We start from the raw sequence: 23,484 nt of genomic DNA on the forward strand, positions 1-23,484 counted from the left end.
CGCAGGTTCTTACTTTCGAAATCAGGCAGGTCTACCTCTTCCTACTTATCAATCAAGTCGCCGGCTGACATCTTTTTCGTGGCTTGACAATCCACATGCATGGTTTTCTGAGCTCAATACGTCCTGAGCTGCTTGTAGCGCACCATTACAACCTCGCATACGACAAATCTGTGTGACTTCAACTCGACCAATGCATGTATTGGTATGACATACCGCATGGACTGATGCCCGGGTTTGTGGGAAACTATAAAAATGAAATTGGCATAAAATGTTCTAATCGCAACAAAAATAACTTACCTACAGAGTGTAGCTCCAGCGCTTATGCACATAGTGTGTAGACAACAAAAATAAACGTGCAGAACAGCAAAACCCGTGTGTAAGACAAGAAAAGTGTTTGCTACAACCCGCATTATTTGCTACTCGCTTAGTTGTTCTGTACTTCTGGCCGATACAGGCCATAGCACGGTGAATATCCATGTCAACAAGTTCGGGCGACCTTTTCTCGGCAGGCGAACAAGGCCTTGGTTACATTTATCAGCCTAGATTGGCACTCTTTCAACTCCTTCAGTTACCAGAAGATACATCTGTCCTGATTGAGAAAGATGATGACCTAGATTTCATTGACAATAACGGGGTCAAAACCCTGGGCTCACTTAAGCATAAGGCCGAGGGCGAGCGGGTTACTGACCTTTCAACCGACTTCTGGAAGTCGGTTCGAATTTGGTTGTCACGCTACAACCGTGATGGTTGTCGTGAGGCAAGCCTCCGCTTCTTCCTATTCACAACCGCCTCCGTTTCTGAGGCTTCATTTTTGCACCGCTTAGTCAATGGAATAACAGCTCATGAGGAAGAAAAAATGCTTTCTGAGCTGGCTCGTGATGCTTTAGCCAAAACTAAGTCGGAGCTCATTCAGTCGATTGGTGCTGAGTTCACAAAGTTGGATGAAAAGGAACAAGAGGACTTTCTTTCTCGCATAGTGATTTTTGATGGCAGTCCACGAATTCAGAACCTACCCCCTCTGATAAAGGACCTTATGCGCAGCATAAGGCGCGAACATCGCGATGCGGTCTTCGAACGCCTTGAAGGATGGTGGAACGAATCCATCATCAACCTACTGGTTGGCAAGCGCACAGAGGCGATGACTGGATTCGAAGTATCAGACAAGCTGGCTGCCTTCGCCGAGGAGTACCAAGCGGATAATCTTCCCATCAATTTCAGACGCTCAGAGCCTGCCGGCGGCGTGAGTGTTGATAGTGACTCGCGCCTATTCGTTCGACAGCTTCGAGAGATTGGTGTCACATCAGACCGTCTCCGCAATGCAATTCTCGATTACTACCGTGCTTTTGAACAACGGTCTTTATGGGCTCGCGAAAACCTATTGGTCTCTGGCGAGCTTGAGGATTACGAAGAACGATTGGTTGATGAATGGTCACGCTACCGCGACGTTGTCTTTGAGGAACTCGATGAGAGTAGCGCCGAAGACGTCTTGGTAAAAGCAGGTCGGGCCTTGTACCGATGGGCGGACCTGGAGAGTGGCAATATCGCAGCACTACGCATCCGAGAAAGGGTGGCAGAACCATATGTCGTACGTGGAGGATTCCACATACTCGCCAACTTCGGCCCGCCACCAAAGGTCTATTGGCACCCTCGTTTTCTTGAGCGGCTAGAACATGCTTTGGGGGCCAAGAAATGAAGGCTTGGAACCAACGACCATTTGAAGTCCGCAATCTGTTCAATCCAGCATTCTGCGGCTTGATTCTCTTTAAAGCGTTACGTGGTTATGAAGAACTAGACGATGAAGGTATGCCTTTCTCACTTGCGTTGTTGGTGCTCCCTCTGTGCTTGCATAAGGAGTCACGTGAAACGCTCGAAAAGGGCAACCGCGGCTATCTCCTTCGAGTTATCGAAAAGAACCCCAAACTTCTGATTAACTTTGCATCACGAGCCGCCGACCTACTTCCCTTTACTCATGAAGCATTTGGCATGCTCATGGAACGCGGCTGCATCTTGGTGACACCTGATGGGCGCCTACGAACTGTTCCTAACCTCGTACGTAAGTCCGACACCGGCACGGCAGAGTCTGTCTCTTGCCAACGGGTCGCACGCTTCGTTGGAAAGGAGTTTGCTCGTATCGATGACCGTGTCACGGTGTATACCACCTTCGGAGTTCGCCCATGAAAATCAAGTCAATCCACATTTACAGCAAGGACGGCCAACGCAGGGATGTCACATTTTTTACCGAAGGTTTGAATGTCATCACGGGCCGCTCATCGACAGGCAAATCGGCCATCTCGGACATCCTCGAATACTGCATGGGGCGCTCTACCTTTAATGTTCCAGAGGGCGTTATCCGAGATAAGGTAGCTTGGTTCGCCGTTGTCTTCCAGTTCCCCCAAGAGCAGGTCCTTGTCGCAAAGCCCACCCCCCCGAATGGAGGAGAGAGCTGCAGCATGGCGATGTATCGCCGTGGGGTGGATATTGCCATTCCTCAGCTTGAGGATTTAGCAGCTAGCTCTGATGACGAGGCCGTCGAATCCCTGCTGTCTCGGCTTCTCGGTATTCCAGAAAATCTAACCGATGTTCCACAGAACAACTCGCGTACCAGTTATGACGCAAATATCAAACATACCCACTTCTATCTCTTCCAGAAGCAAACACTGGTTGCAAACAAGGACCAGCTCTTCTACCGCCAGAATGAGAGTTTTTTGGCACAAAGCATCCGAGACACCCTGCCTATCCTGCTGGGCGTTTCATCCAGCGAGAGGTACGAATTAGAAGTTAAGCTGCGGGCTGCCCAGCGTGAGTTGAAGCTGTCCTCGAAACGCTTAGAGCAAGCTCAAGCGACCATTGACGTAGCACAGCAGCAGGCCATCAGCCTTTACTCGGAAGCCATGGCGGTAGGGGTTCTTTCTAGTCAACGCGAACAGGAAGGTCCAAGCGAAGTCATCGAAGCGCTGCGCTCCGCATTGACTTGGACGCCAACTTCGATTCCGGACAACGATAGTGGCCGTATTGGCCGCTTGGAGAAAGAAATACTAGACCTCCGCAAGGAGCGTCGTGAGGTTCAGTCGAGAATAGACGCTGCACGCCAGTTTGCACGAAAGGCGGGAGGCTTTGAGAGTGAGGCCGGCGAACAGAGGGACCGCCTTGCATCAATTAAGGCATTTCCCAAAAATCCCTCCACCGGTGAGTGGCAGTGGCCATTCTGCGAGCAGAACCTAGCGATGAATTCTCCCCTTGCAGAGGTTCTTCTGAAGGAGCTTAAGTCGCTCGACGAAGAGCTAGAGGTTGTCGTAGGGGAGCGTCCTAAACTTGATGCTTATCTAGTCGACCTTGAGAAGAAAGTTGCCGAAACTACCAATGGTATCAAGAACAAAGATGTGGAATTGTCTGCTGCCATCGCTGCGAACGAACTACTGTCCCAAATGGGCTCGAGGAATAACGCAGCTGCACGTGTCGTTGGACGAATTAGCTTGTTTTTGGAGAATCTTGTCTCTGACTCCGAGCTCAAGGCGCGCGAAATCGAGCACCAGCGGCTCAAAGCTAAGGTTGATGCACTTGAAGAGAAAATTGATGCTGACAACAGCCGAGAGCGCTTAACCTCCATTCTGAGTAGCATCTCGGCTCAAGTCGCTCGCTTCATTGCCGGCTTTGAAGCAGAGTTTAAAGGTGTACCCGCTCGGATAGACCTAGCACGCTTGACTGTCGTATTCGACCGGCCGGAGCGGGCCGTACCGATGGGGAGAACTGGAGGTGGTGAAAATCACTTGGCCTATCACTTATCAGCATTGCTAGCACTACATTGGTTTGCGGCAAAGAACAACCGGCCAATTCCCCGTTTTCTTATCATCGACCAGCCAACTCAGGTCTATTTCCCTTCGGAAAAGGTCTATAAGGCAGTCGATGGCTCAGTTGAAAAAACAGAGGAGGATGCTGACTTAACTGCAGTCAGGCGGCTCTTTGCTTTCCTTCTTAACTTCACTAAAGAAGAGGTTCCTGGTTTCCAGATTATTGTGACCGAGCACGCCAATTTGCGAGACCAATGGTTCCAAGATGCGCTAGTTGAAGAACCATGGAGTAAACCTCCTTCCCTAGTCCCTGAGGATTGGCCAAACCTGAGTGAGCCCAAGGGCTAACGATATATTCGTTAGAACAAATGAGATGCTCGAATACTGAATCGTCCCTCCTTTCCTAGACACTTCGAGAGCCTCACACTAGGCCCCACAAGGAGGTGTCATGAGCAAGCCGCGTTTCCCCGAAGAGTTCAAGATTGAAGCGGTCAAACAGGTAACCGAGCGTGGTTACCCAGTGGCCGAAGTCGCCAGCCGCCTCGGCGTCTCTGCCCACAGCCTGTATCAATGGCTGAAACGCTATGACCCCAAGCGCGCCACACCGGTCGAATCTGCAGACCAACAAGCCGAAATTCGACGCCTCAAGGCAGAGCTCAAACGGGTCACCGAGGAGCGCGACATCCTAAAAAAGGCCGCCGCATACTTTGCCAAGGAGTCCGGGTAAGGTATGCCTTCATCCGGGCCCACGCGCAGCAATTTCCAGTTCGACGACTGTGCTGGGTCATGGCAGTGCACCCCAGTGGCTACTACGCCTGGAGAGCATCCCCGCATTCACCGCGAGCGCGTGAAGACCAGCGCTTGCTGGGGCACATCAAGCAGGCTTGGCTCGAAAGTGGCGGTGTCTATGGTTATCGCAAGGTGCATGACGACCTGCAGGCTCAGGGAGAGCGCTGTGGCAAACATCGTGTGGCACGACTGATGAAGCAGGAGGGCTTACGTTCGCAGACGGGTTACCACCGGCGTCCTGGGCATTACAGTGGCCGCCCGGCAGTGGTGGCACCGAATCACTTGCAACGCCAGTTCACTGTGAATGAGCCGAATAAAGCCTGGGTGACCGACATCACTTATATCCGCACGCATGAGGGGTGGTTGTACCTGGCGGTGGTGCTGGACCTGTTCTCGCGGCAGGTGATTGGCTGGTCGATGCAGTCACGTATCGATAGAGAGCTGGTGCTGAATGCCTTATTGATGGCGGTATGGCGGCGTCAGCCCAAGCAGGAGGTACTGGTGCATTCCGACCAGGGAAGTCAGTTCAGTAGCTACGACTGGCAAGATTTTTTGAAGGCACATCGCTTGGTACCCAGCATGAGTCGGCGCGGGAACTGCCACGACAATGCTGTGGCTGAGAGTTTCTTCCAGTTGTTGAAGCGGGAGCGTATCAAGCGAAAAACCTATCACGACCGGGAGGAAGCTCGTCGTGACATCTTCGATTACATCGAGATGTTCTACAACCCGAAACGCCGGCATGGTTCCGCAAACGGGCTATCGCCGGTAGAGTTTGAGAAGCAATATTTCCAACGGCTCAAGAGTGTCTAGAGAAGCCGGGGCGATTCAGATGCAGCACGCTCGGATTTCCCTTGGACAGCCGCTCAACCTCAGCTACGTAACCAAAACGTTTATGCAATGCCAGGGCAATGGCGCATGAACGGGAAAATCCACCTTCGCAATGCACAACTAATGAATGAACGTCACCTGGCAAGCCATTCACGAAGTCGAGGGTTTGGGCGGCTTGAGCAGGCGTGAACGCATCTTGCATTTTTTGCTGGGCCTTCTTGGAGGGCGAGGAATTCAGGAAGTCCACATCCGCGAAGCTCAGGCGGAGCAAGTACGCGAAGCCGTCAACCGCGGCAATCGGTCGCTCTGGCGCAGTGATGGAAATCATGGCTACCGCTGGCGGTCGGGGCAATTTTTCCGCTTCAGGGCGAGATAACGCAAATACCTGACGCCTCCCATCCTTCGGTGGATGGTACAGCTTATCGACTACCTCTTTGAGACGTCTCACAGTCCATTCCCCATTGCATATTTACGTACGCTCAAAAGTACATGTCGTCTGACCGAATCATAGCGTGCTCTGGGAGGGGGATGGAGGAGATAACCGCTAGAGGTGGGGCCTGGGTTCTTTGAAACCGTTCAGCACCTTGAGAATCATCGCTTACTATTGTGGCTACTGCTACGCAGTGGCAATGTGAGCAGACATCTCCGTAGAACAGAGAAAGCTAAAATACTGACTCAGTTGCCAGCAGCAGCCCAAGGGACTGGGTCGGTCTCGCTACCACGCTAGGGAAGGTCTGAACAAATCCACCCGCCTTCCCTAAGCAAAAGCCCCAAAACAACGATGACAACAAATCCTAATCGGTTAGATTGTGAGACACGTGAGAGCACAATTGCGTCCCTTTGCCATGCATTTCAGTGTTCCGCAGAATCGTTTCTGCCGTTTGTGCAGGACCCTGTACATGGTCAGGATTACGATGAGCACTGGCGAGACTTGCCTGAATTTCAGCAATACCTCTTCGAAAGAGTCGCCTTACACTTTGGCAACCCACAGTTGCCTTCAGAGGTCTGCTGGTTCCATGGGACACGAGTCCCACACGGAACCACATTCCGGGACGGCATTTTTCCCTTGGGGCAGCGGCTTGACTCCTTAAAAGAAGCCATCCTGGCCACACTGGACAACGACCAACATCAAGAACAAGTTCGTCAGGCTTTTGCCCGCAAAGGCGGTTGTGCCCACCATTTTCGCGAAAAGATAACAAATTCCATGCACTGGGGACCCTATGCCATTCTGATACGAGAGTTGGCCTTCCATGCAGAATCCTGTTCCCAACATGATTATCTGGCTATGCCGGAAATCATTGAAGACCTCTGTGAAGAGATACGTAACGCTTGTAAGTTGGATTTGTTGCCCATCTTCCAGGAACGTTGGCAACCCGCTCTTGTGAAATTCGTCGCAGTAGCTGATTCGCTGGTGGAAACCTATCTGGGGGTGGCTCTCTGTTATTTGAGGTCAGCCCTATTGGAAGGGGCTCCTGACAGTAATTCAGTTATGTGCTTTGATGGGGCAAATGTCCCGGTCTCTCCAGAACAAATCATCAGGGTGGACTTTGTCTAGCACATTACAAGTTTGGCTAAGCTAAAGCGGCCCAGGACAGGAGCTTTGGGACAGGGCTAGGGTTGAAATTTAATAGTCATACCCGGACTCCCAGCCCTCGTGCTCGGCGTTAGCGTTACTCATGCACCACGATAGTGAGTGCCGGCCATGGCAAGGGGAGCGTAGTGTGACTACTCAGATGAGCATGTGCTTATCGTACTCATTGATTACTATTTCATAGGCTATAAGAAATTTATTGAAGTTGCGGCTACCTAATGCGGAGCCGTGTGGATAATCTATGAGAAGGCGACCAACACTGAGGCCCTTTCTCGAACCGACGGGCACGCCGAGTTGGGCAAGAATTTTGTTGTAGTCTGAAACAGCTTTTGGTCCTCCATGGGCGATTCTGTTTCTAACCTTGTGCGCATGTGCCAGAGAGTCATAAGTAGGCTTGCCAATCAATTTCTCGAACCGACCAAAAAATCCGTTCTTCCCAAAAAGATTCTGCGCCCTGTTCTGGAGCACATTTGGTGATGCCCAGCCCATAACACCTGCCAATCCTTTGTCGGAGGAGCCCATGATGTTAACTGCTCGCTTTGGCTCAACCGAGAATTTCTTCCTAATTTCGATTTTGAAAGCCTCGCAGCAAAAACTCTCAAATTGCGCGGCAACCTCAAAGAAAATAAATGTGGCCGCATCCCTTCTATCAGGATTCATGAGGGGAGAATAAGCACCTCCATTCAGACTCCCGCCATTGAGGACGATGCGTGAATACAAATCATTTGCACGCCTAATTGACGCCTTGGCATCTTGTACGAGACGGTCCTTGATTTCTTTTTTGAGTGCCATGTACTTAGCTACCTAGTGCCTAAAGATTTCCATACCAACCCTAGGCCAGTCACTTAGAGCTAGTTGCGGTTAAAAACCTGACCAAAGCATACTGGAGTCAACATTACTATTCATTGGACAGCACTGAGATGATATTCTTTGACCGGGAAAAAGTATCTTCTTGGAACCTTTCTTGGGGGTAGCGCATCATGAATAATCTGGCGATATCCCCACGTAACAGTTAAGGGACTCGTCACTTATCAACTCGAGACTGACAGCTTTTTTTATTGAAGTGGCCGAGTTACTGCTCTTGGCCGGATGGGCAGACTATTTAACGGCAGAAAGAACAAAAATAGCCCGCCGCGCCCATGAACCATTTATCAGTCACCTGCCAGTGCGCACTCCCTCTTCAAGGCTTGAACAGTCTAACCATTGAGTAGAATTCCCACATGAGCCGGGGCTGCTAAAACTACCATGCAGTGTTAGCTTAGACCGTAGTATTTACTCAATGCATTTGCCAGAAATCCCCCTGCGGTTGCAATACTAATATCCCAACCACCGGTAGCAGCCTTACCCACCATTTTCCCTATCCAAGCACTAACCTTTGGTCCGAACTGCGTAGTAGATTGCGGAATTGGGTCATGATTCAGGGCACGCCCCAATTCTTTAACATCTTCTTCACCCACCCCGTTTTCGGTCAAATGGCGCTCCAGCGAAGAAAAATCCGCAGCTACTATTTTCTGCGAATTAGTTTGAGTGACTGATGAGCCACCATCGATGTTACCTAATACGCCTTGAAAATTCTGAATGTTGATGTTATGCATAGCTGCCTGCTTTTCTCTTTCAGAAAATAAAATCCCTTCACCTAGAATGCCATCTGCCTCAAGTGCAAGTGCCCAGTCTAAAATGGTTGTCCTTACTGCACTTAAAATAGCCGCCACCCTATTCACTCCTACGCTTCGAGTGGGGCGAAACTGAACGTAGTCACGTTGCATAGACATTAACAACTGCTCTTGCTCACGGGTGAAATCATAAACAACCGTTCCAGTGTTTTCATTATCCAGCAGTTGCTCTAGGGAGTGCACCGATTCAGATACTCTGATTTCAGAAAGCAAGTCATGCATCTGATGTGGAACTTGAAGTGGAATTAGCCCGCGCATAGGATTATATGCTTTGAGTTCCCCATGAATAATACGATAGTCAGGAATGTGCTCACGAAATTCACCCGTGTATCCGTTTAGCTCTGCTAAAACCCACTGTCGAAATTCAGCGAGTCCTAGCTTGGTTGCGACCATTAGAGCCTTGCGGAGCACATCACCAATGTCATTGGTACCGCTAGATGCAAGTTCCTGAAGTTCAATAACAACCGATTTTGTCATAGCAGGTCTCCAGGGGAGCAATATCACACCCCTCCATTACACCTTTTTCAAATAATTTTAATTAAATGGCATTTTACAACAACAAGCACATCCAAGCTGCATGACTCTTCGTAATCAACCTTTACCCATCGACCCCGCAATGCTTTGTCGACTTGGCTCAGTACGATTTCAAATGGCTTGCATTCTGTGTCTCAGTCGCTTTCTCTCAGATGTCTTTGTAATTCATACTTGCCTTTCGTTTCCTAAAATTTATTTAGCGGCAAGATTGGCAAGTTTTAGCAGTGAAATGATAAGAATTCAAGCATGGCGAGCGGCCAGTAACAGGTACAAAAAAAACAACCCAAGTCCCCAATACATCCATTTACGAATTCTCCCTTTCTTTCCTGTTACTTGGGTTTGTCGGACATTGGTTCGCGTTACGCTTTGAAAGGAACCAGTTGACTGTCTCGCTGGAGTTGATGTCGGTGTATGTTGTGCTTTCGGTTGCTGCGGCACCTGCGCTACCGATGTACTTCTATGTGCAATTGGGCTTTGGGCAGCTTGCTGGCTCTTCAACTTGGCCAGCAATTGTTGATTCGAAGATTGTGGTTGCTGAATTTTCGGCTGGGCCGGTGACTTTTCTGACGAAGGAGTATTTCCACGTAGTTGCGAAAGCAATTCGCTGTTATTAACGGCACCTCCCCGTGATACCACTTTGGCATTGTTTGGCCTACCAAGGCGATAAAGCGCTTCTTCTCCGTCCAGCAATAGGATTTGGTTGGGAGCGGAAATGGTTATGCTGATATGTTCATACGGCTGACGAGCTCTCGGTTTGCTACGATAAATAGGGTCAACCAACCCTTTGGTGCTGACCCATCGCCCCTCCCAACTTTTTGTCGGCTTACTGGAGAATTTGCTAAGGGCGGTACTCCAAATAGTGAGTTTTACGCATTGGCCACGCCAGTCAGCAAAATTGATGAATACATAGGGTTTGCCGTGCCGCGTCCTACTCTCACTCACTTCAATAATTCGGCCTACGAGCTCCACCATTTGGCCTATATGCCGCTGAAGCAACAAGTAGTCGCCGCCATCCAGCACAGGGTACTGGCTAAGATATGCTGCGCGTGCCCTGACCTGTGAACCCGTCCCCAAGGCCACTACAGCTCTGGGGGTGTACTGCCCGTTGATGAACTCTGCTAAGGAGGGGACTTCGCTGTAGCCCCCTTGGCAAATAGCCGCAAAATTTTTAACGTCTCGTTCAAGGCCGGATAGCTTGAAAAGTTGTGTAAACGCCCCTGATGACGGTGGGTCAATGAAGTCGTTGGCTCGGAAAATTATCGAGTCAGATTCACACTGGGTGGCCACCCACAACTGAGGGTGCCCCTGTAAGGCGCGCAGAGCCAAATCCAGCAGAATGAATGAAAACCGGTCCAGTCGACTATCAAAATGCCGAGCACCCCGCTTTGGGTGTTGGAAATTGAGATGCCCTATTTCCGACGAACCTAGTACCGCGACCTCCGGAACAAACATCCCATCATAGTCAATCAACTGTATGGTTCGACCATCTTTCGACACCATCAGGTTACCGGTCTGAATATCCCCGTGAGCAATTCCCTGCTGTTCCAGATATGTCGCCAGCGACCGCAGGGCCTGCTGCAAATTGGACAGCTTTTGACGGTCTTTGTGGTGGGCTTCAAGGAACTCGCCCAACGTTTCCCCGGAAGCCCAAGCCATTTTTACCAATGGGAAAACAGCGCCATCAACCCTAACGCCCTGTGATTGGTATTCGAAAGTTAAGAAATAAGGAGACGCTAGCGACCTCAACCGTTTCGCTATTGCGGTATAACGCTGCTCAAGTGCAGTGGACTCTTTATGAAAACACCGTACCGCATAACGGTTGCTCGATACGTCTACACGATAGGTGAGCGCAAAGCCCCCGCTGATAACCTCTGGCAGGCTGAGCATATTGGTCGGTATCGAGCCGGAGGCTAAGGACGCATCAATAAAGGCTGTCCTCGGCGATTGCAGTGCTACTTGGTATTGCTCAAGGCTGGGATAACGCATCAGGCTTAAACTTTCACTTCAAATGCCAATCTCACGAGAGTCGTATCATCGACTTTTATCTGTTTCGTCTCGCGAAGTGTCATTACCAGCTGTTCGAATTCCTCTTCTGAACCGATGGTGAGCAGTTGCTGTAATGTGGAATGGCCCTTTACCGACGCTTCTAGCAACCATTTCCCCAGGGCATCAGTCATCAGCAGGACCACTGAGCTGTTGTGGAGGGACCAGGTCGTTGAGTGCTGGCTGTAGAACTGGCTGGCTGTTATAAATTCATTGGCGTTACTACGTGTTGAGAGCAACGTCGGGTCTACATCGAATTGCTCAGCATGGCTGTAGGGAAAGGTTTTTAAGGCAGTGCCATTTTCGACCAGGACGGCCAGGCTATCGCCGACACAGAGGAGTTCCAGCTCCACCCGCTCGGGCTGGAACTCTGCCGCCAGCAAGGTAGCAAAGGCCCCTTGCTCAATACCTGACTGTTGAATCCACGATAGCTGGTCGAAGTCGTAGCTCGCACGGTATTCGCGGATAAGAGCTGTCACCCATTCATGGTTTACCGCCGGAGACTGAAGAAAACGCGCCGTCAGCATGTTCGCCCAGATGCGCGAATCGTATGCTGTGGAGGCCCCATCAGAAACGGCGAACCTGCCTGCCGCCTCATCGATGGCCAGCGCATCTTCGTTCAGCTCTGGCTGTTCCAGTTCTTTGGGAACTGACGCATGGAACTCTACACGTAACATTGAATGCTCTACCGCATTTGCGACGGACGTGTGCCGATGTCAAAGAATTCGACAATCTCAGACGCCTCTGCATTGAACATGAACCCTCGGGATTCATGAGAGACGCTAAACCCTTTGCCTTGGGCATAGCTAACTAGATGCTGGGGCAATTGGCTGGACATTCTGAAGAGCAGCTTGGAGTACTGGTCGGGTAATCCACCCTCCGCAGCGGGGAAACGGATAGGGTTGCCCGCCTGCACGCTCACATGCAGGTTCAGTAACAACACGTTACCGTCATTGGTCTGAAATTGACGCAAGGTGTCCGCGACTGCTTCTGGGTCGCCATCTGTGGATTCCCCATCGGTCACATGTAAAACCGTCGGAGGGTAGCTATCCGGATTCGCATCACACCAGGCAGCGAGCTCTTCGGCCGCTTGAGTCAACGCGGCGCACATGGGGGTGCCGCCATCGGCCTGTGGCTCGAACCAGATAGGAAATTTGACTGTTTGCTCGATGAGGCCGCCCGCCCCGTCATCCATCTTCTTGCGGCGCTCTTCTATACGTAACGGGTTGGCGCCGATACTGGAAATTGGATGCAAAATGCTACCACCCAGAGAGCCTTGAAAACCGTTACAGGCCCCCATGCCCCCGTAACCGATAACACCAATTTGGAAGTAGTCGCGAATCCCTTCTGGCTTCGAGCAACGAGTGATGAGGTTCATCAGCGTACGGTTGAGCACATCCGCAACGAATTGAGCTTTAGTTTTGTCGGAAGCAGCCATCAAGTCCCCCATGGAACCTGATTGGTCAACTAAGAACAGAAAAGCGGTCGGTGTACTGCGTTGGATGGAGGCTTGGTATGGCATGGCGGTCCCCTTTTGATAACGCATAATCATTACATTCCAAATTCATGCCCACAAGGCATAAAAATCAAATTTTCATGATATGGAGCACGGAGAAGAGGAAGATACAGGTTCGAGGGAGCTCACTGTGCGAACGCCTGCATCTGCTCCTAGCTCTACTGTTCTTGAGAACGTCAATGCCAGGCCGGCAAGGCCATTGCCATAAAATTGGACAAGGCAGTTGCCGCAATCGGCTTCGATAAGGTTAATCTTTCTTCTGTGGCTTACGCTTCTGCGATGCGCGTAGTCGTGGCTTGGCAGCTCGAGTTAGTGTGAGCGGATTGATAGTAGGCACTGGGGCAATGGTTTGCAGCCATGACTCCCGGCCCAGGGTGCGAAGCACCCTGAGCAAGGTATTGACTGATGAGCCTTGTCCGCTCTCAAGGTTTCGCAGAGCACGAACACTTATTCCCGCCCTCGCCGCCAAGGTCTGCTGGTCGATGTTCTTGTTCAGTCGAAGCCTTCTGAGCTTTTCGCCCAGCTCAGCTTCCATTTCTTCTGACGTTAGATTTGCAGCTGCCACAATTTCACTCGCTTGGTTTTCCGAAGCGCCTTGATTGACCGATAACGTACCAAGCTATCAAACAGCCGCGCCCAGTGCATCGGCCTAACAATAAAACGAGTAGTATGGTTCGCACCACAACAGGCAAGATTCTGCCTTTAAACGACTTAAACCAGTTTAAGAGGCAAAATTATGCCTGTAATGACGAATGGCCGTATTGCTTTAAACAGGACATGGAATACCACACCCGCCTGGGCAGATGGGTTGCTCCATGTAGGTGTTTTAGGAGTTAGCGCGCTCATCAAGTTTCGGAGCAACGATACGGGGAAACGACTTGTGCTGCGGTTAGATGGCGAAGGAATGATTCACCTCAAGCTCGCTCTTTGGCAAGACGCCTCTGTCCGCCGGCGCACACGCGACGGACTATCCATCGGATGAGCTCTCCGCAGCCGTTTCCCATACGTACCAGCCCTTAACCATCGATGAACAAATCCTGTTCGTCATCAATCCAAACCAAGTCGTTATCGTGACCAATGGGCTTGGCGAAATCGCTCTCCTGTAAGGGCGCCTGCTTGAACTCAGAAATAATGGATTTCACCTTCTGGCGTTCTAGGTGTCTCCGGGCCTGCTCTTTCGGTGTACCAACCGTCTCGACCACAGGAACCGCCACTGCTGCGTTACGCTCAACATTGTCTATCTTGGCTTGTGTGACTTTCGAAACCACCGCGGCATATGCCGCCCTCTCAGCACTAATGGCAGCATTCACGTTCTTGCGGGCGATGAATTTTGCTTCTGCAAACAGGTGATTTCGGTAGCAATTTTGGTATTTTGTTAAAAAACCATACCCATCCTCGAATATCTTCTTCGTCGACGCTGTAGCTTCAAGCAGCCCAAGTCCTTGGCCAGTCAATTCCCAGAACAAGACAAACGGAGCATTTGGTATCTCGTAAGTTTTTATTTTACAAGTGGTCTCATTGTGCATTGATTCAAAAGTACGCGCATAGAGCTGAAGTTCTGCCGAAGTATATTTTCTACCATCGATTGTAACAATTCCATTCGAAGCTTTCTGTTCTCGAGGAATACATAGCCTTCTAAAAACATCTTCTGGAGCAAGGTCCCACTGGGCATCACCACGTCTACGGTTTTTGTTGTAACGATATATCTCGGCAGGGCAAGCGGGAATTTTTTCCTTCATCATATCCGATGTCAAAAGATGTCTTGCATCGGTCTCCAGATTACGCCTACTAATTGCCTTAAGCAGGGCTTGCATGAATTTCTCCAAGGAAACAGCTCCCTTCTTGGCATTTTTTTGTCTTTTCCTGTCCTCATCTTTATCGCCAGTTTTGAATATAGAACCAGACAAATTACTCAGCTCTTCTTGGAAATACTTCATCACCTGCTCAGCGTGCCCTTTGGATGGCGGGCTACCCGGAGGAGCCATTTTTGCAGCCACTCTCAACCTATCGACAAGCGACGTTTGTACCCTCAACGATACTCCAGGCCCCCGGTCAATAAATAAATCAGTGGCACATCCATAAACCATACCGGCCAGATATGGCACCCCCCACCGATGAAGCTCACGAGTCTTGGACGTGTATGCCGAAAAAACACAATTTAAATATGCATCACCATTTTCAGGACCAAAGCTCACATCCCAACCAACAATAGCCAGGCTTGCCCGGTCAACCGCCAGCAGGACAGTCGGTTTCCCAACCCCATCAATCCTCACCTCTTCACTACCAAAAAGAAGATAATTGTCTGCAGGAGTTCCATCTATATCCAAAATAGACAATTGGTCATGCACAATGTCTTGAGCACTGCCTCCTCTTCGACCTGCCTTAACTTCCCGACTTTCATCTCGCTCAGCCCTAAATTGCTTAAGAAGCCTCCTGCCAATCCTCTTCATATTATCGTCCCCGGAAAAATTTCTGGGGTCGACTTGGTATGTAACTAGACATCCATCCTTATCACGATTAAATGCCACACGACTAACAAGCCAACGCTGAAATATTTTAGGGAAATTATCATTACTATCCCATGCTTCTTTCCTTAAAAAGCTAGCGTATTTTGCAAGCTGTTGCTTGGTTAGGCGCTTTCTCTTATATCCTTTACTCCCAAATATCTTCTCGCTATCAGTTCGCCTACCAAGCGGCGTATGAGTTCCATCTTCGTTTCGCAAATCTCGCCGTGAGACGCCTGGAGCACCTTTTCTCCAATTATGGTCTACAAGCGCATTCTCATGTTCGCCATAAAATTTATGCATTTCAAACCACTGCCGCACTGCATTCTCACTAGCGCAGAATCGAGTTGCAGCGTCACTAACGGCTCTTGCATTAATTGCACGGCTCCAAAAAACAGAATCCCCCCAACATCTCTCAATATACTCGACAGCGTTTCTTCTCCGGTCCAATTCTGGACTACTTCCTGGAGGGACGCTGCATTGAGTCATTTCCTCTGGGATGCCAAACTCTGCCACATGCACAAGCATTCCATTCGCAAGAGCATTATCTACAAAACTGCGCGCCCATTTCTTTCTATTACCGACTTTTTTCGAGGGCGAATTCGGTATAAATATTTTACTCACTAGAGCATTACCCTTGACCGATTTTACCACCCCCAGCTCAACAACGCAGACACTCAATTCATTATAAGCAAGGACCCTAAATATTAGTTCTTTACCGCGCCCAACAATAAGTGATAGATTACTGTTGCGTATAATTACCGATTTTTCTGCAGCATCCACAATTAAACTCCAGTCAAATTCAGCAACATAAAAAGCTACAATCGTCAGTCCCCAACCAAAACCAAGGGCTTATCAGGCAAAATTTCATGTTCATGGTCAAGCGTTAGATAGCCTAAGAAATTCGCAATCGCGAAAATCCGATAGCCTGCATCCCTCCCCAACCCTAAATATCCAGCAGCAGCACGAACTCTCTGGTCGCATATTTCAAACTTATTCTCACTCAACAATATGGTCGCCATATTTGATGCAACCTCCTGATATGCTGAAACATCATTTACCATTTTCATATACTCAAAAAGACGTCTGTTATTAATATGCTCACGAGTGGAAATTGAATGCTCAGTCATTATTTCGTGTGTACAACCCCACCAATGAAGCAATTCCACCTCACGTAGATGCCTTTTCTGTACCGATAGCTGTTTTAGCTTTTCATAAGGCTTCACTGAAATGGCATGATAGTGAAACCCCGAGCCCCCTGGTATTTTCAAAGTCAGGAGAAAATCAATAGTTATCACGCCACGTTTTGGCATACGCAAATTCATTTCTTTGCATTCCTGATACATGCCGCGCTCCCACTCTGGATATTGTGCACGCACCTCAACAACAAATGGATTCATCCCAAAATGATAGAGGCAGCGTTCCTCAAGTCCAGAATGGTTTGGCGTAAGCCCTCCACCTTTAAAGCCAAAATAATTTCCAGCAATACCAATTTTGCTATCTTGTGCTTTTTTCCAAGCTTCAAATTTCGGTGTTGATGGATGCCCACGCGGGTCATGTTTCGGTAATTCAGGAGGCCATGACAGAATCGTCTTGCCAACCAAATCCGCCAAATAAAAACCTGTTGCATTTTCTGGTCGTGGAAAACTCTCAACGTAGTCAAGCTTACCGGTACGGAGAATACGTTTTGCATCATCCGGGGTGTAGGGCAGATGACTACAATCAGCAATTAACCTGCGTTTTGGGTATGCCATCGTGAGCATTTTTCCTGCTTCAGGTCGTTTCCTTTCACCCGCTTCTTCCACTCAGCAAAGGTTTCTGAGCAAGCAGCAAGTGACATTTGAATACCTTCGCTCGCAAGCACCAAGTTAGTAGTGGTTTCGCACGACACATTGGAGAGAAGATAAGCTTTAGTGATTCGCTGCATTGGCCTTTCTTTAAGAGATAACTCGTATCTTTTCTGTATATGCCTAGTAAGCTGCTCAATTTTTCGCACATTAATAAGCTCTTGAGTTACATAACACCGTTTTCTGGCCCTTGACGGTAGAGTGCGGTCGTACCATGCTTTATCGATATTCAACAGATAGCGGAGTGCAGCCTTGCCGCCAGGTTGCGTTTTCAATTCTGCTCTATAAATAGCTGGATTTTCATGCAGTAATTCAAGTAACCATTTTCGATATTTCAACCTAAGATTAGCCTGCTGCTCCCACGGAAGACCACCAACCCATTCAATGTATTGCTCTTTCGTTCGATGCCTATCCTTTCGGCGCTTGTCAGGGATTTTTTTATCCAACTCAGGATTAGAAAAACGAATACCAACCGTTTCTTGGCCTACTCGTAGCACATCTGAGAAATTATCAAACCCGCCAAAAACCGCATGTATGACCGCAAGATTTTGAATGGGATTGCGAATAGGACCATAGTGACCCAAAGAACCTACCAGACGCCTCAAGGTATCCAAGCCGATACCTAGGAACGAGCGATAATCCGGTCCAATAGCCTGATATAGCGCCTCATTCAGCCTGTCGTGCAGGCTCCGGCAGTTTCCAAAGTAATGGTGCAGAGCCTGTGTGACAGACTCCGAGGACACCATTGAAGAGCCCGTGCCTCGAAGAATTTGGTCGGCCATACTGGCGACCGATATGGCCATTTCTTGCGTTTTGTTATCTAGCCTTGCGACTACCCTCAAATGGCCGCCACATACACAGCGTCTCATCGGACGCCAGTTCGTCCGTACACGACGATGACCAGCTTCACAGGCCTCACAGAACGTGAGTAACGGTCGTTTATGTTCTGGGCACGCCAAAATTCCCGGCATCAAGGCAAGTCGGTGCCAGATGGCATAACCATTCTGGTGGATGTCGCGTTCCATGCACTCTGGGCACATAGTCATCCTTCCTCGAAAAGCGCCATTCGTCATACCAACACGAGCAGCCAGCCCCTTTATTGCGATTCCCTTGTGATGCTCACGTAATGCTTTTGAATCTTTTTCCGTCAAGAATTTTGCATAAAGCGGAAATCGAGTATGACCATCAATTAATTCGTCAACAGGTGGAAGTTTGGCCTGCAATTCCTCCCCTAGGTGGCCAAGCCCAGAGGGGAATATCCATCCTGGTCGTCTTGTAGAGTCCGCTACAGTGCTTGGCCGTATAAGGACCTTTCCTTGACTCCTCTCAAATGACTGACGCACAATAAATCCAGTCACATCTTCTTCAGGCACTATGTGCATGGTGAACAATTGCGGATTTCTACGCACCACTGACAATACCCCTAAATTTAAATAATCAATCTGTTTTTTTCTTTAATACCTTACGAATGGTCTCTTCGCGAAGGCCAGCCTTCTTTGCAATAGCACATGGTCTACCGACAAGCCCAGCAAGGCGCTTGAGACGCGCTCGAACAAAATCATCTCGATGCTCCTCCTGCTTTTCTACAAAACCGCTATCCTCACACTTCTTCAAGGCATAGAAAGGGACTCGTGTAAGTTCTTGGAAACGATAGCGGGACATGTTGATGCGCTTTTTATCTGGCGCAGTACAAACATCAGCTGCCTCAGCGATTGCGCTATTTAAGTTGTAAAGTAATTTGCATGGCGGGCTTGCACGCACTCCATTATTAGGCAACTGGGAAGTAGGCTGATTGGCCATAAACCAGTCATGCGCATTTCTATATAAGCGCATCCATAATGTTGGGTATTTTTTCCGTAAACTATTGCGAGACATTTCAGGATTTGTCTGGATAACATTTAGCCATTCCGCCTTATCAGACTCTATGCGAGCACTCAGCGCTTTCTCGCGAGGAAGCGGTACGTCTGTCAAAATTGCAAGTTGGCGGTACACGCTTGTTAGCGAAATTTGGAATTTTTCGGCAACTTCTGACGGTGACTTACCATTCGCTAGCTCTTTCTTGATTTGGTTTGCAATAGATTCCTTCAAAGTTTTAGGACGCCAACTGACATTAAGTTCATAACGTTTGCACAGCACGTTGAGTAGCGAGACACTAATACCCATTGCCATTGCTGTTGCCTGTAGGGTTTTATGTTTAGCCAGCTCGACTACAACAGCTTCACGCAACGGCATTACCTTTGGACTTGCCATTCTTCTGCGCTCTGCCTCAATGGGTATGGCTGCCGTGGACTGGGTTGGACCGGTGTATGGCTGTTGCTCAGCAAACCAAGCAAATAACACACACCATTCGGGGTGGATGCTTTTTTCATTACGCAATAGCGCACGTATCGCATTTTCAATATGCCGCTCCGACTGGCATAGAATTTTTAAACGCTCATCAGAAAATGCTCCATCAAAAAAAATCGAAAACTTCCGTGTAAAATCTATAAGGTGGAACCGATTTCTCTCATCTATCCAACCTGACAATTTAAATAAATGAATAACACTATCTTTGTCGTATCTTGATAGATGCACAGGCGTCTCCATGCAATATTCAATTCGTTTCCCTAGTTCCATAGTCATAGCCACTTGGTAACTATTTGGTTTTGACTGGCAGTGGGCATCAAAAAGTAGCAACTGTCTCTTGCTGGCACACAATGGAACACCATGAATAGGGCAGACATTTACGAATGGCACGCCCATGCGCCGATGGATGAATGAGAATCCAAACTCTCTTTTTTGCTGCTCTTCACATTCGGAACATTGCAGATAACTCTGTTCACTGACGCTAAAAAGCAAAGGAAGTCGGCAGAGCCGAACAGGCCCCTTATACATATCAATCAACCTAGCCCGCTGAGCAGAAAACTTCGCCTTGGGCAGGCCGCAGCAAATGAAGTTGAATTCGGTATGCTTATCGATGAGCGTATCGATATCGCCATAGAGATAGCCGAGCTCTTGATGGAATAGACCAAGGTAATTTGGCATTCCATCAAGACTGGGGCGTCTATTAAGAAGCTGGCGGCATGCCAGAGACAAAGAGTGCACGCCGCCATAACTCAGTATGCGAGTGAGGAAGGCGTTCACAATCTCCCCGTCAGGAAAGTGCGGTGCCACCAAAATGTTCCGATTCATGGCGGTCATATCCGACTCAAGATTGCTTCGTCCAACCACTCGTGCACCTGAGGCTTTTCAAAAAGCGCCGCTGGAAGGTGGTCGAGATTCTTCAAGACAGCCAACTTGCCTTTACCAGAGGCCACTTCTTGCGTCCTCGCTATGGCACTTCGGGCACCGGCATGCAGCTGTAACGCCCGCTCAAATATTTGCCTCACGGCGTCTTCGGTAAGGCGGCCTGGCTGCTGCATCTCAGGTGCCGTCACGAGCGTGACGTGCAGCGCCCGAAACCCCTGAACCAGCCAACCAAATCGACCAAATGTCATGCCATATACCCACTCAGGGAGCGCAACTGGCATCTCACAATGCTCTGGAAGCACTCCCTCCTGCCACAACCAAGTAACCACTTGCCGCCAGACACCTCTGGCTTTCGGAACCACGCCATCTACCAACGGAGCAGGCTTGGGAATCGGGTCGAGATGCAGACCAGGGCCGTTGACCAGGTTAGAGGCCGTAGTGCCCATGAAGCTTGTGCTGTACATGAATGCGCTGGTGCCTGAGATGAGCACTGGGATGCCTGTGTGCTCTCGCAACTTAAGCAGGAATTGCAAGATGGCCGCTGTATGGCCATTGACGTTTGCAAAGCCACCACCATCGAGGACAACCAGGCCGACATTCAGCAGGGTGCAGATTGCAATCGCCACATTCTCGCCATTCCCTCCCTCTATCTCGGACAGTGCGTTGATATCGGTGTCGTAACCTCCAACCACCGACAGCACGCGCTCACGCATATCCCGAAGCATTCCCCGGAGAGTTCCGCAGGTTGGATAGGTTAGGTAAAGAACCGGCATCACCCACATACATCGCGGGGCGGGATGCTCTCCCTCGACCAAAAATGGCCTACCCAAGATTTCAACCAACCGCCGCAAAGTCGCAGTTCGCCCCATTAATGAGGGTCCTGTCAGCCAGAATCCTGTGTCGGTGATAGAACTGAGACATACAGGCAGTGGTCGCAATCTCTCGCCATGCAGAACCTCCGCGGTTGCGTGGAAATAACGCCGAAACTCCTCACAACCAAACTGCTTGGCGCGGTATACCTCACGAATTTTGGCTAGAACCTGCGAAATAAACGTCAGTGTCTCCGTTAGCGGGAGATAGGCCCCGCTGAAACTGGAGAGGGCTTGGATTTTGGTCTCGGGGTCGGCCTCTCGCAGTTCTGCTGCATGAGGCACAGCCGGCCACCGCATCTTATTACGCAACTCTGTGGCCGACAGTACCCGCATGATTTCGGCCATGCGGGGGCTCAATAGGTCGCTCACGGCAACTGAAGTGGAACTCAAGACAACTTCCCGCGGCATCACTTGCGGGGCACGGGAAGCCGTGGTGACCAGTGAGTTATGCATGGTGGCCACCTATCAAGGCAGCTTCGAACCATGACGCATACAAGCTGCACCGGGAAAAACGATGAGGCAACGGGCAGTAGGTGTGGTCCCTGGACGGGCAACTTACGATAAAAGAGTCTGGGCGGCGGGAGTATAGGCGGCCGCCATCCTTGACGCGGATAGTCATTTCCATTGATTGCATCCATAGCTTCGCCCCCCTGCAGCCAAAAAATTGCCCGCAGGGGTTGACAGAGCACGCCATGCATGAAACCATCCCATCTGAATTGGGAGTTTGGGCGGCTTCAAGTTTGGCTTGCCACTAAAACAAACTCAGTGGAGGGATTTCTGGCTGCAACCAGAAACCCTCCATTTTCATTTGTGGTGCATAGATTGTTGGTGCTGCTATCGAATTAGCGATTACATGCTTGTGCTCCAGCCCACTGTGATTGAAAAATGGTGTAACGGGGCAGTTGACAAAAGGCCAATCTCCGGTATATCATGGGATAATATCGGGTTTTTTGCCCGCGCATAAAGCAAAAGAATTAGCATTCTACTGCCCACACCCTCCCCAAAGCAAGGGCTCGCGCTCGCACAGCAGTTCTGTGCGCACGCACACAACCAGCCTGTTGCAATACCCTCGCTTAACTCAGCTTGCAAACCGCCAAGCCATCTCTTTGCTCACTCTGTTGCGCCATAAGCTCCCTTCTTAGCCCACATGCAAGCCAGCACACCAACCATTGGCAGAAACAGCCGACCTTTCTACAATTGAGCTACTTCAACGCTGCTATCGGGGTCCTTGCCCATTCCAGACGGCGAGAGCTCTCCTATAAAATATAGGTATTTACAGCGTAAACAATAGACGTAAATTTCGAGAACACAAGGAAATTTGTGAGCGAAAAAATTGCTCCCTGGGCAAGCTTGGCTGCCCGTGTCGTTCGCGTTGCCCTCATGCGAAAAGATGTAGGCTATGCCGAGCTCGCCAGGCGGTTAGCTACTACATTTGGCATGCACGAAGACGAAAAAGCGCTGGCGTCTCGTGTCGCGCTCGGAAGGGTACGTTTGGAGTTATTCCTGCAGATTCTTCATGTGATTGATGCCGAGCCGCCTATGCTTTGGCAAACAGCATTTGATGTTGCAACCCCATGGGAAGAGCGTGCTAAAGCTGTCATTCTTAGCGAAATCCGTCAAATCCCACCAGTGAGCATCGATGAGCTTGTCGCTCGGCTAACCACACTTGGCGCCAACTTCACACAGAAGACCCTCGCCGCTCACGTAACGTCTGGAAATCTATTCTTACCCGACTTCCTACGATGCCTCGTTATCCTGCGCAGCAGAAGTTTGGACGCCTTTATTGAATACCGAGACTTGGTTTCGGCCGCAGCATCCACACCTGCAAGCGGCGACTAAACAAACCAAGCATCATTGCCATACCCCAAACTTCGTCACCCGTTCCTCGACGAAAAAGTATGTATTGACTTACATTTCTACAGAAAGCTACTACCCCTACAGAACCCATTACCAACGTCAGTCAACAGCCCTTACCAGCTATACCCCCATCGCAGGCTGCAGACCACACATCATCCAAGACGCCCAAGACGGAGGGGCTCAGATGGCCATCTCCCTGCACAACCGAAGGCGTGGGTTTTAAGCTATACGGATATAGCCCACTAGATGTGCTACTCATAAAATCTGCTTGTGAGTAATACCGAAGACGTGAATACCACCGTACTGAGTAGTCAACGCTACGGCAGCAAGAGGAGGTTAGGCGGTCGCGCCCAGGACGAATTCTAAAAAGAATGGGGGGTGCTTCTTGTGCAATTCTGGCTGGAAATGTCGCGA

Annotated in this window: 18 protein-coding genes; 6 read left to right on the plus strand and 12 right to left on the minus strand. The window is 49.7% G+C overall.

Annotated features, from left to right (window positions below):
• Positions 1 to 475 precede the first annotated feature (475 nt).
• From FAZ30_RS03555 to FAZ30_RS03570, 4 genes are all read left to right on the plus strand, one after another.
• The gene (locus FAZ30_RS03555) at positions 476 to 1,693 is read left to right on the plus strand and encodes an ABC-three component system protein (RefSeq protein WP_137008748.1); all 1,218 of its coding nucleotides are present in this window, start codon (positions 476 to 478) and stop codon (positions 1,691 to 1,693) included.
• A complete protein-coding gene (locus FAZ30_RS03560) occupies positions 1,690 to 2,178 on the plus strand; it encodes a three component ABC system middle component (RefSeq protein WP_137008750.1) in 489 nt (162 codons plus the stop codon). Before FAZ30_RS03555 ends, FAZ30_RS03560 begins: the two co-directional genes overlap by 4 nt.
• Positions 2,175 to 4,136: a DUF3732 domain-containing protein gene (locus FAZ30_RS03565; protein WP_137008752.1), complete on the plus strand. Its 1,962-nt coding sequence runs from the start codon at positions 2,175 to 2,177 to the stop codon at positions 4,134 to 4,136. The genes FAZ30_RS03560 and FAZ30_RS03565 overlap by 4 nt, the downstream gene beginning before the upstream one ends.
• A 100-nt stretch (positions 4,137 to 4,236) precedes the next feature.
• Positions 4,237 to 5,387, plus strand: a protein-coding gene (locus tag FAZ30_RS03570) for an IS3 family transposase (protein WP_137008754.1) whose coding sequence is annotated in 2 segments (ribosomal slippage) — positions 4,237 to 4,474 and positions 4,474 to 5,387 — 1,152 coding nt in all. Because the reading frame shifts where the segments join, the coding sequence is not laid out codon by codon here.
• Here the strand turns inward: FAZ30_RS03570 and FAZ30_RS03575 are convergent.
• The gene (locus tag FAZ30_RS03575) at positions 5,374 to 5,733 is read right to left on the minus strand and encodes a hypothetical protein (protein ID WP_205676645.1); all 360 of its coding nucleotides are present in this window, start codon (positions 5,731 to 5,733) and stop codon (positions 5,374 to 5,376) included. The two genes, FAZ30_RS03570 and FAZ30_RS03575, sit on opposite strands and share 14 nt — an antisense overlap.
• Positions 5,734 to 6,336: 603 nt before the next feature.
• Here FAZ30_RS03575 and FAZ30_RS03580 point away from each other — a divergent pair.
• Positions 6,337 to 6,960, plus strand: coding sequence for a hypothetical protein (locus FAZ30_RS03580; RefSeq protein ID WP_137008758.1), 624 nt, complete (start codon positions 6,337 to 6,339; stop codon positions 6,958 to 6,960).
• 174 nt (positions 6,961 to 7,134) lie between these two features.
• Here the strand turns inward: FAZ30_RS03580 and FAZ30_RS03585 are convergent, their stop codons facing one another.
• From FAZ30_RS03585 to FAZ30_RS03635, 11 genes are all read right to left on the minus strand, one after another.
• Positions 7,135 to 7,788: a hypothetical protein gene (locus FAZ30_RS03585; RefSeq protein WP_137008760.1), complete on the minus strand. Its 654-nt coding sequence runs from the start codon at positions 7,786 to 7,788 to the stop codon at positions 7,135 to 7,137.
• A 461-nt stretch (positions 7,789 to 8,249) separates the two neighbouring features.
• Complete coding sequence (locus FAZ30_RS03590; protein WP_137008762.1) at positions 8,250 to 9,146, minus strand: AbiTii domain-containing protein; 897 nt, start codon at positions 9,144 to 9,146, stop codon at positions 8,250 to 8,252.
• Positions 9,147 to 9,443: 297 nt separating this feature from the next.
• Positions 9,444 to 11,189 (minus strand): protein kinase family protein, encoded by a 1,746-nt coding sequence (locus tag FAZ30_RS03595; RefSeq protein ID WP_137008764.1) that lies wholly within the window; start codon positions 11,187 to 11,189, stop codon positions 9,444 to 9,446.
• A gap of 5 nt (positions 11,190 to 11,194) precedes the next feature.
• Entirely contained in the window at positions 11,195 to 11,923 is a 729-nt protein-coding gene (locus FAZ30_RS03600) for a protein phosphatase 2C domain-containing protein (protein WP_137008766.1), read from the minus strand.
• Positions 11,924 to 11,931: 8 nt separating this feature from the next.
• Positions 11,932 to 12,768 carry a vWA domain-containing protein gene (locus FAZ30_RS03605; RefSeq protein WP_137010180.1) on the minus strand — a complete coding sequence of 279 codons (837 nt, stop codon included), beginning with the start codon at positions 12,766 to 12,768 and terminating at the stop codon, positions 11,932 to 11,934.
• A 241-nt stretch (positions 12,769 to 13,009) separates the two neighbouring features.
• Positions 13,010 to 13,297 (minus strand): helix-turn-helix transcriptional regulator, encoded by a 288-nt coding sequence (locus tag FAZ30_RS20985; protein WP_137008768.1) that lies wholly within the window; start codon positions 13,295 to 13,297, stop codon positions 13,010 to 13,012.
• 481 nt (positions 13,298 to 13,778) lie between these two features.
• Positions 13,779 to 16,049 carry a transposase family protein gene (locus FAZ30_RS03615; protein ID WP_137008770.1) on the minus strand — a complete coding sequence of 757 codons (2,271 nt, stop codon included), beginning with the start codon at positions 16,047 to 16,049 and terminating at the stop codon, positions 13,779 to 13,781.
• 44 nt (positions 16,050 to 16,093) lie between these two features.
• Positions 16,094 to 17,020 (minus strand): PDDEXK family nuclease, encoded by a 927-nt coding sequence (locus FAZ30_RS03620; RefSeq protein WP_168190809.1) that lies wholly within the window; start codon positions 17,018 to 17,020, stop codon positions 16,094 to 16,096.
• Entirely contained in the window at positions 16,996 to 18,336 is a 1,341-nt protein-coding gene (locus FAZ30_RS03625) for a TniQ family protein (RefSeq protein WP_137008774.1), read from the minus strand. Before FAZ30_RS03625 ends, FAZ30_RS03620 begins: the two co-directional genes overlap by 25 nt.
• Before the next feature lie 214 nt (positions 18,337 to 18,550).
• Entirely contained in the window at positions 18,551 to 20,293 is a 1,743-nt protein-coding gene (locus FAZ30_RS03630) for a TnsD family Tn7-like transposition protein (RefSeq protein ID WP_137008776.1), read from the minus strand.
• Positions 20,290 to 21,666 carry a hypothetical protein gene (locus FAZ30_RS03635; RefSeq protein WP_137008778.1) on the minus strand — a complete coding sequence of 459 codons (1,377 nt, stop codon included), beginning with the start codon at positions 21,664 to 21,666 and terminating at the stop codon, positions 20,290 to 20,292. The genes FAZ30_RS03630 and FAZ30_RS03635 overlap by 4 nt, the downstream gene beginning before the upstream one ends.
• 867 nt (positions 21,667 to 22,533) lie before the next feature.
• On the opposite strand from FAZ30_RS03635, the gene FAZ30_RS03640 reads away from it, so the two are divergent.
• Positions 22,534 to 23,052, plus strand: coding sequence for a DUF6471 domain-containing protein (locus FAZ30_RS03640; RefSeq protein WP_137008780.1), 519 nt, complete (start codon positions 22,534 to 22,536; stop codon positions 23,050 to 23,052).
• Positions 23,053 to 23,484 lie beyond the last annotated feature (432 nt).

Origin of the sequence: Aquitalea aquatilis (assembly GCF_005155025.1) — a bacterium.
Taxonomy (GTDB): domain Bacteria; phylum Pseudomonadota; class Gammaproteobacteria; order Burkholderiales; family Chromobacteriaceae; genus Aquitalea; species Aquitalea aquatilis.

What these genes read in the sequence shown, in the direction of transcription:
- FAZ30_RS03595 (WP_137008764.1), bottom strand. Translation starts at nt 11,189, where the DNA reads ATGCGTTATCCCAGCCTTGAGCAATACCAAGTAGCACTGCAATCGCCG.
- FAZ30_RS20985 (WP_137008768.1), bottom strand. Translation starts at nt 13,297, where the DNA reads ATGGAAGCTGAGCTGGGCGAAAAGCTCAGAAGGCTTCGACTGAACAAG.
- FAZ30_RS03575 (WP_205676645.1), bottom strand. Translation starts at nt 5,733, where the DNA reads ATGATTTCCATCACTGCGCCAGAGCGACCGATTGCCGCGGTTGACGGC.
- FAZ30_RS03590 (WP_137008762.1), bottom strand. Translation starts at nt 9,146, where the DNA reads ATGACAAAATCGGTTGTTATTGAACTTCAGGAACTTGCATCTAGCGGT.
- FAZ30_RS03635 (WP_137008778.1), bottom strand. Translation starts at nt 21,666, where the DNA reads ATGCATAACTCACTGGTCACCACGGCTTCCCGTGCCCCGCAAGTGATG.
- FAZ30_RS03630 (WP_137008776.1), bottom strand. Translation starts at nt 20,293, where the DNA reads ATGACCGCCATGAATCGGAACATTTTGGTGGCACCGCACTTTCCTGAC.
- FAZ30_RS03600 (WP_137008766.1), bottom strand. Translation starts at nt 11,923, where the DNA reads ATGTTACGTGTAGAGTTCCATGCGTCAGTTCCCAAAGAACTGGAACAG.
- FAZ30_RS03620 (WP_168190809.1), bottom strand. Translation starts at nt 17,020, where the DNA reads ATGGCATACCCAAAACGCAGGTTAATTGCTGATTGTAGTCATCTGCCC.
- FAZ30_RS03565 (WP_137008752.1), top strand. Translation starts at nt 2,175, where the DNA reads ATGAAAATCAAGTCAATCCACATTTACAGCAAGGACGGCCAACGCAGG.
- FAZ30_RS03605 (WP_137010180.1), bottom strand. Translation starts at nt 12,768, where the DNA reads ATGCCATACCAAGCCTCCATCCAACGCAGTACACCGACCGCTTTTCTG.
- FAZ30_RS03555 (WP_137008748.1), top strand. Translation starts at nt 476, where the DNA reads ATGTCAACAAGTTCGGGCGACCTTTTCTCGGCAGGCGAACAAGGCCTT.
- FAZ30_RS03585 (WP_137008760.1), bottom strand. Translation starts at nt 7,788, where the DNA reads ATGGCACTCAAAAAAGAAATCAAGGACCGTCTCGTACAAGATGCCAAG.
- FAZ30_RS03560 (WP_137008750.1), top strand. Translation starts at nt 1,690, where the DNA reads ATGAAGGCTTGGAACCAACGACCATTTGAAGTCCGCAATCTGTTCAAT.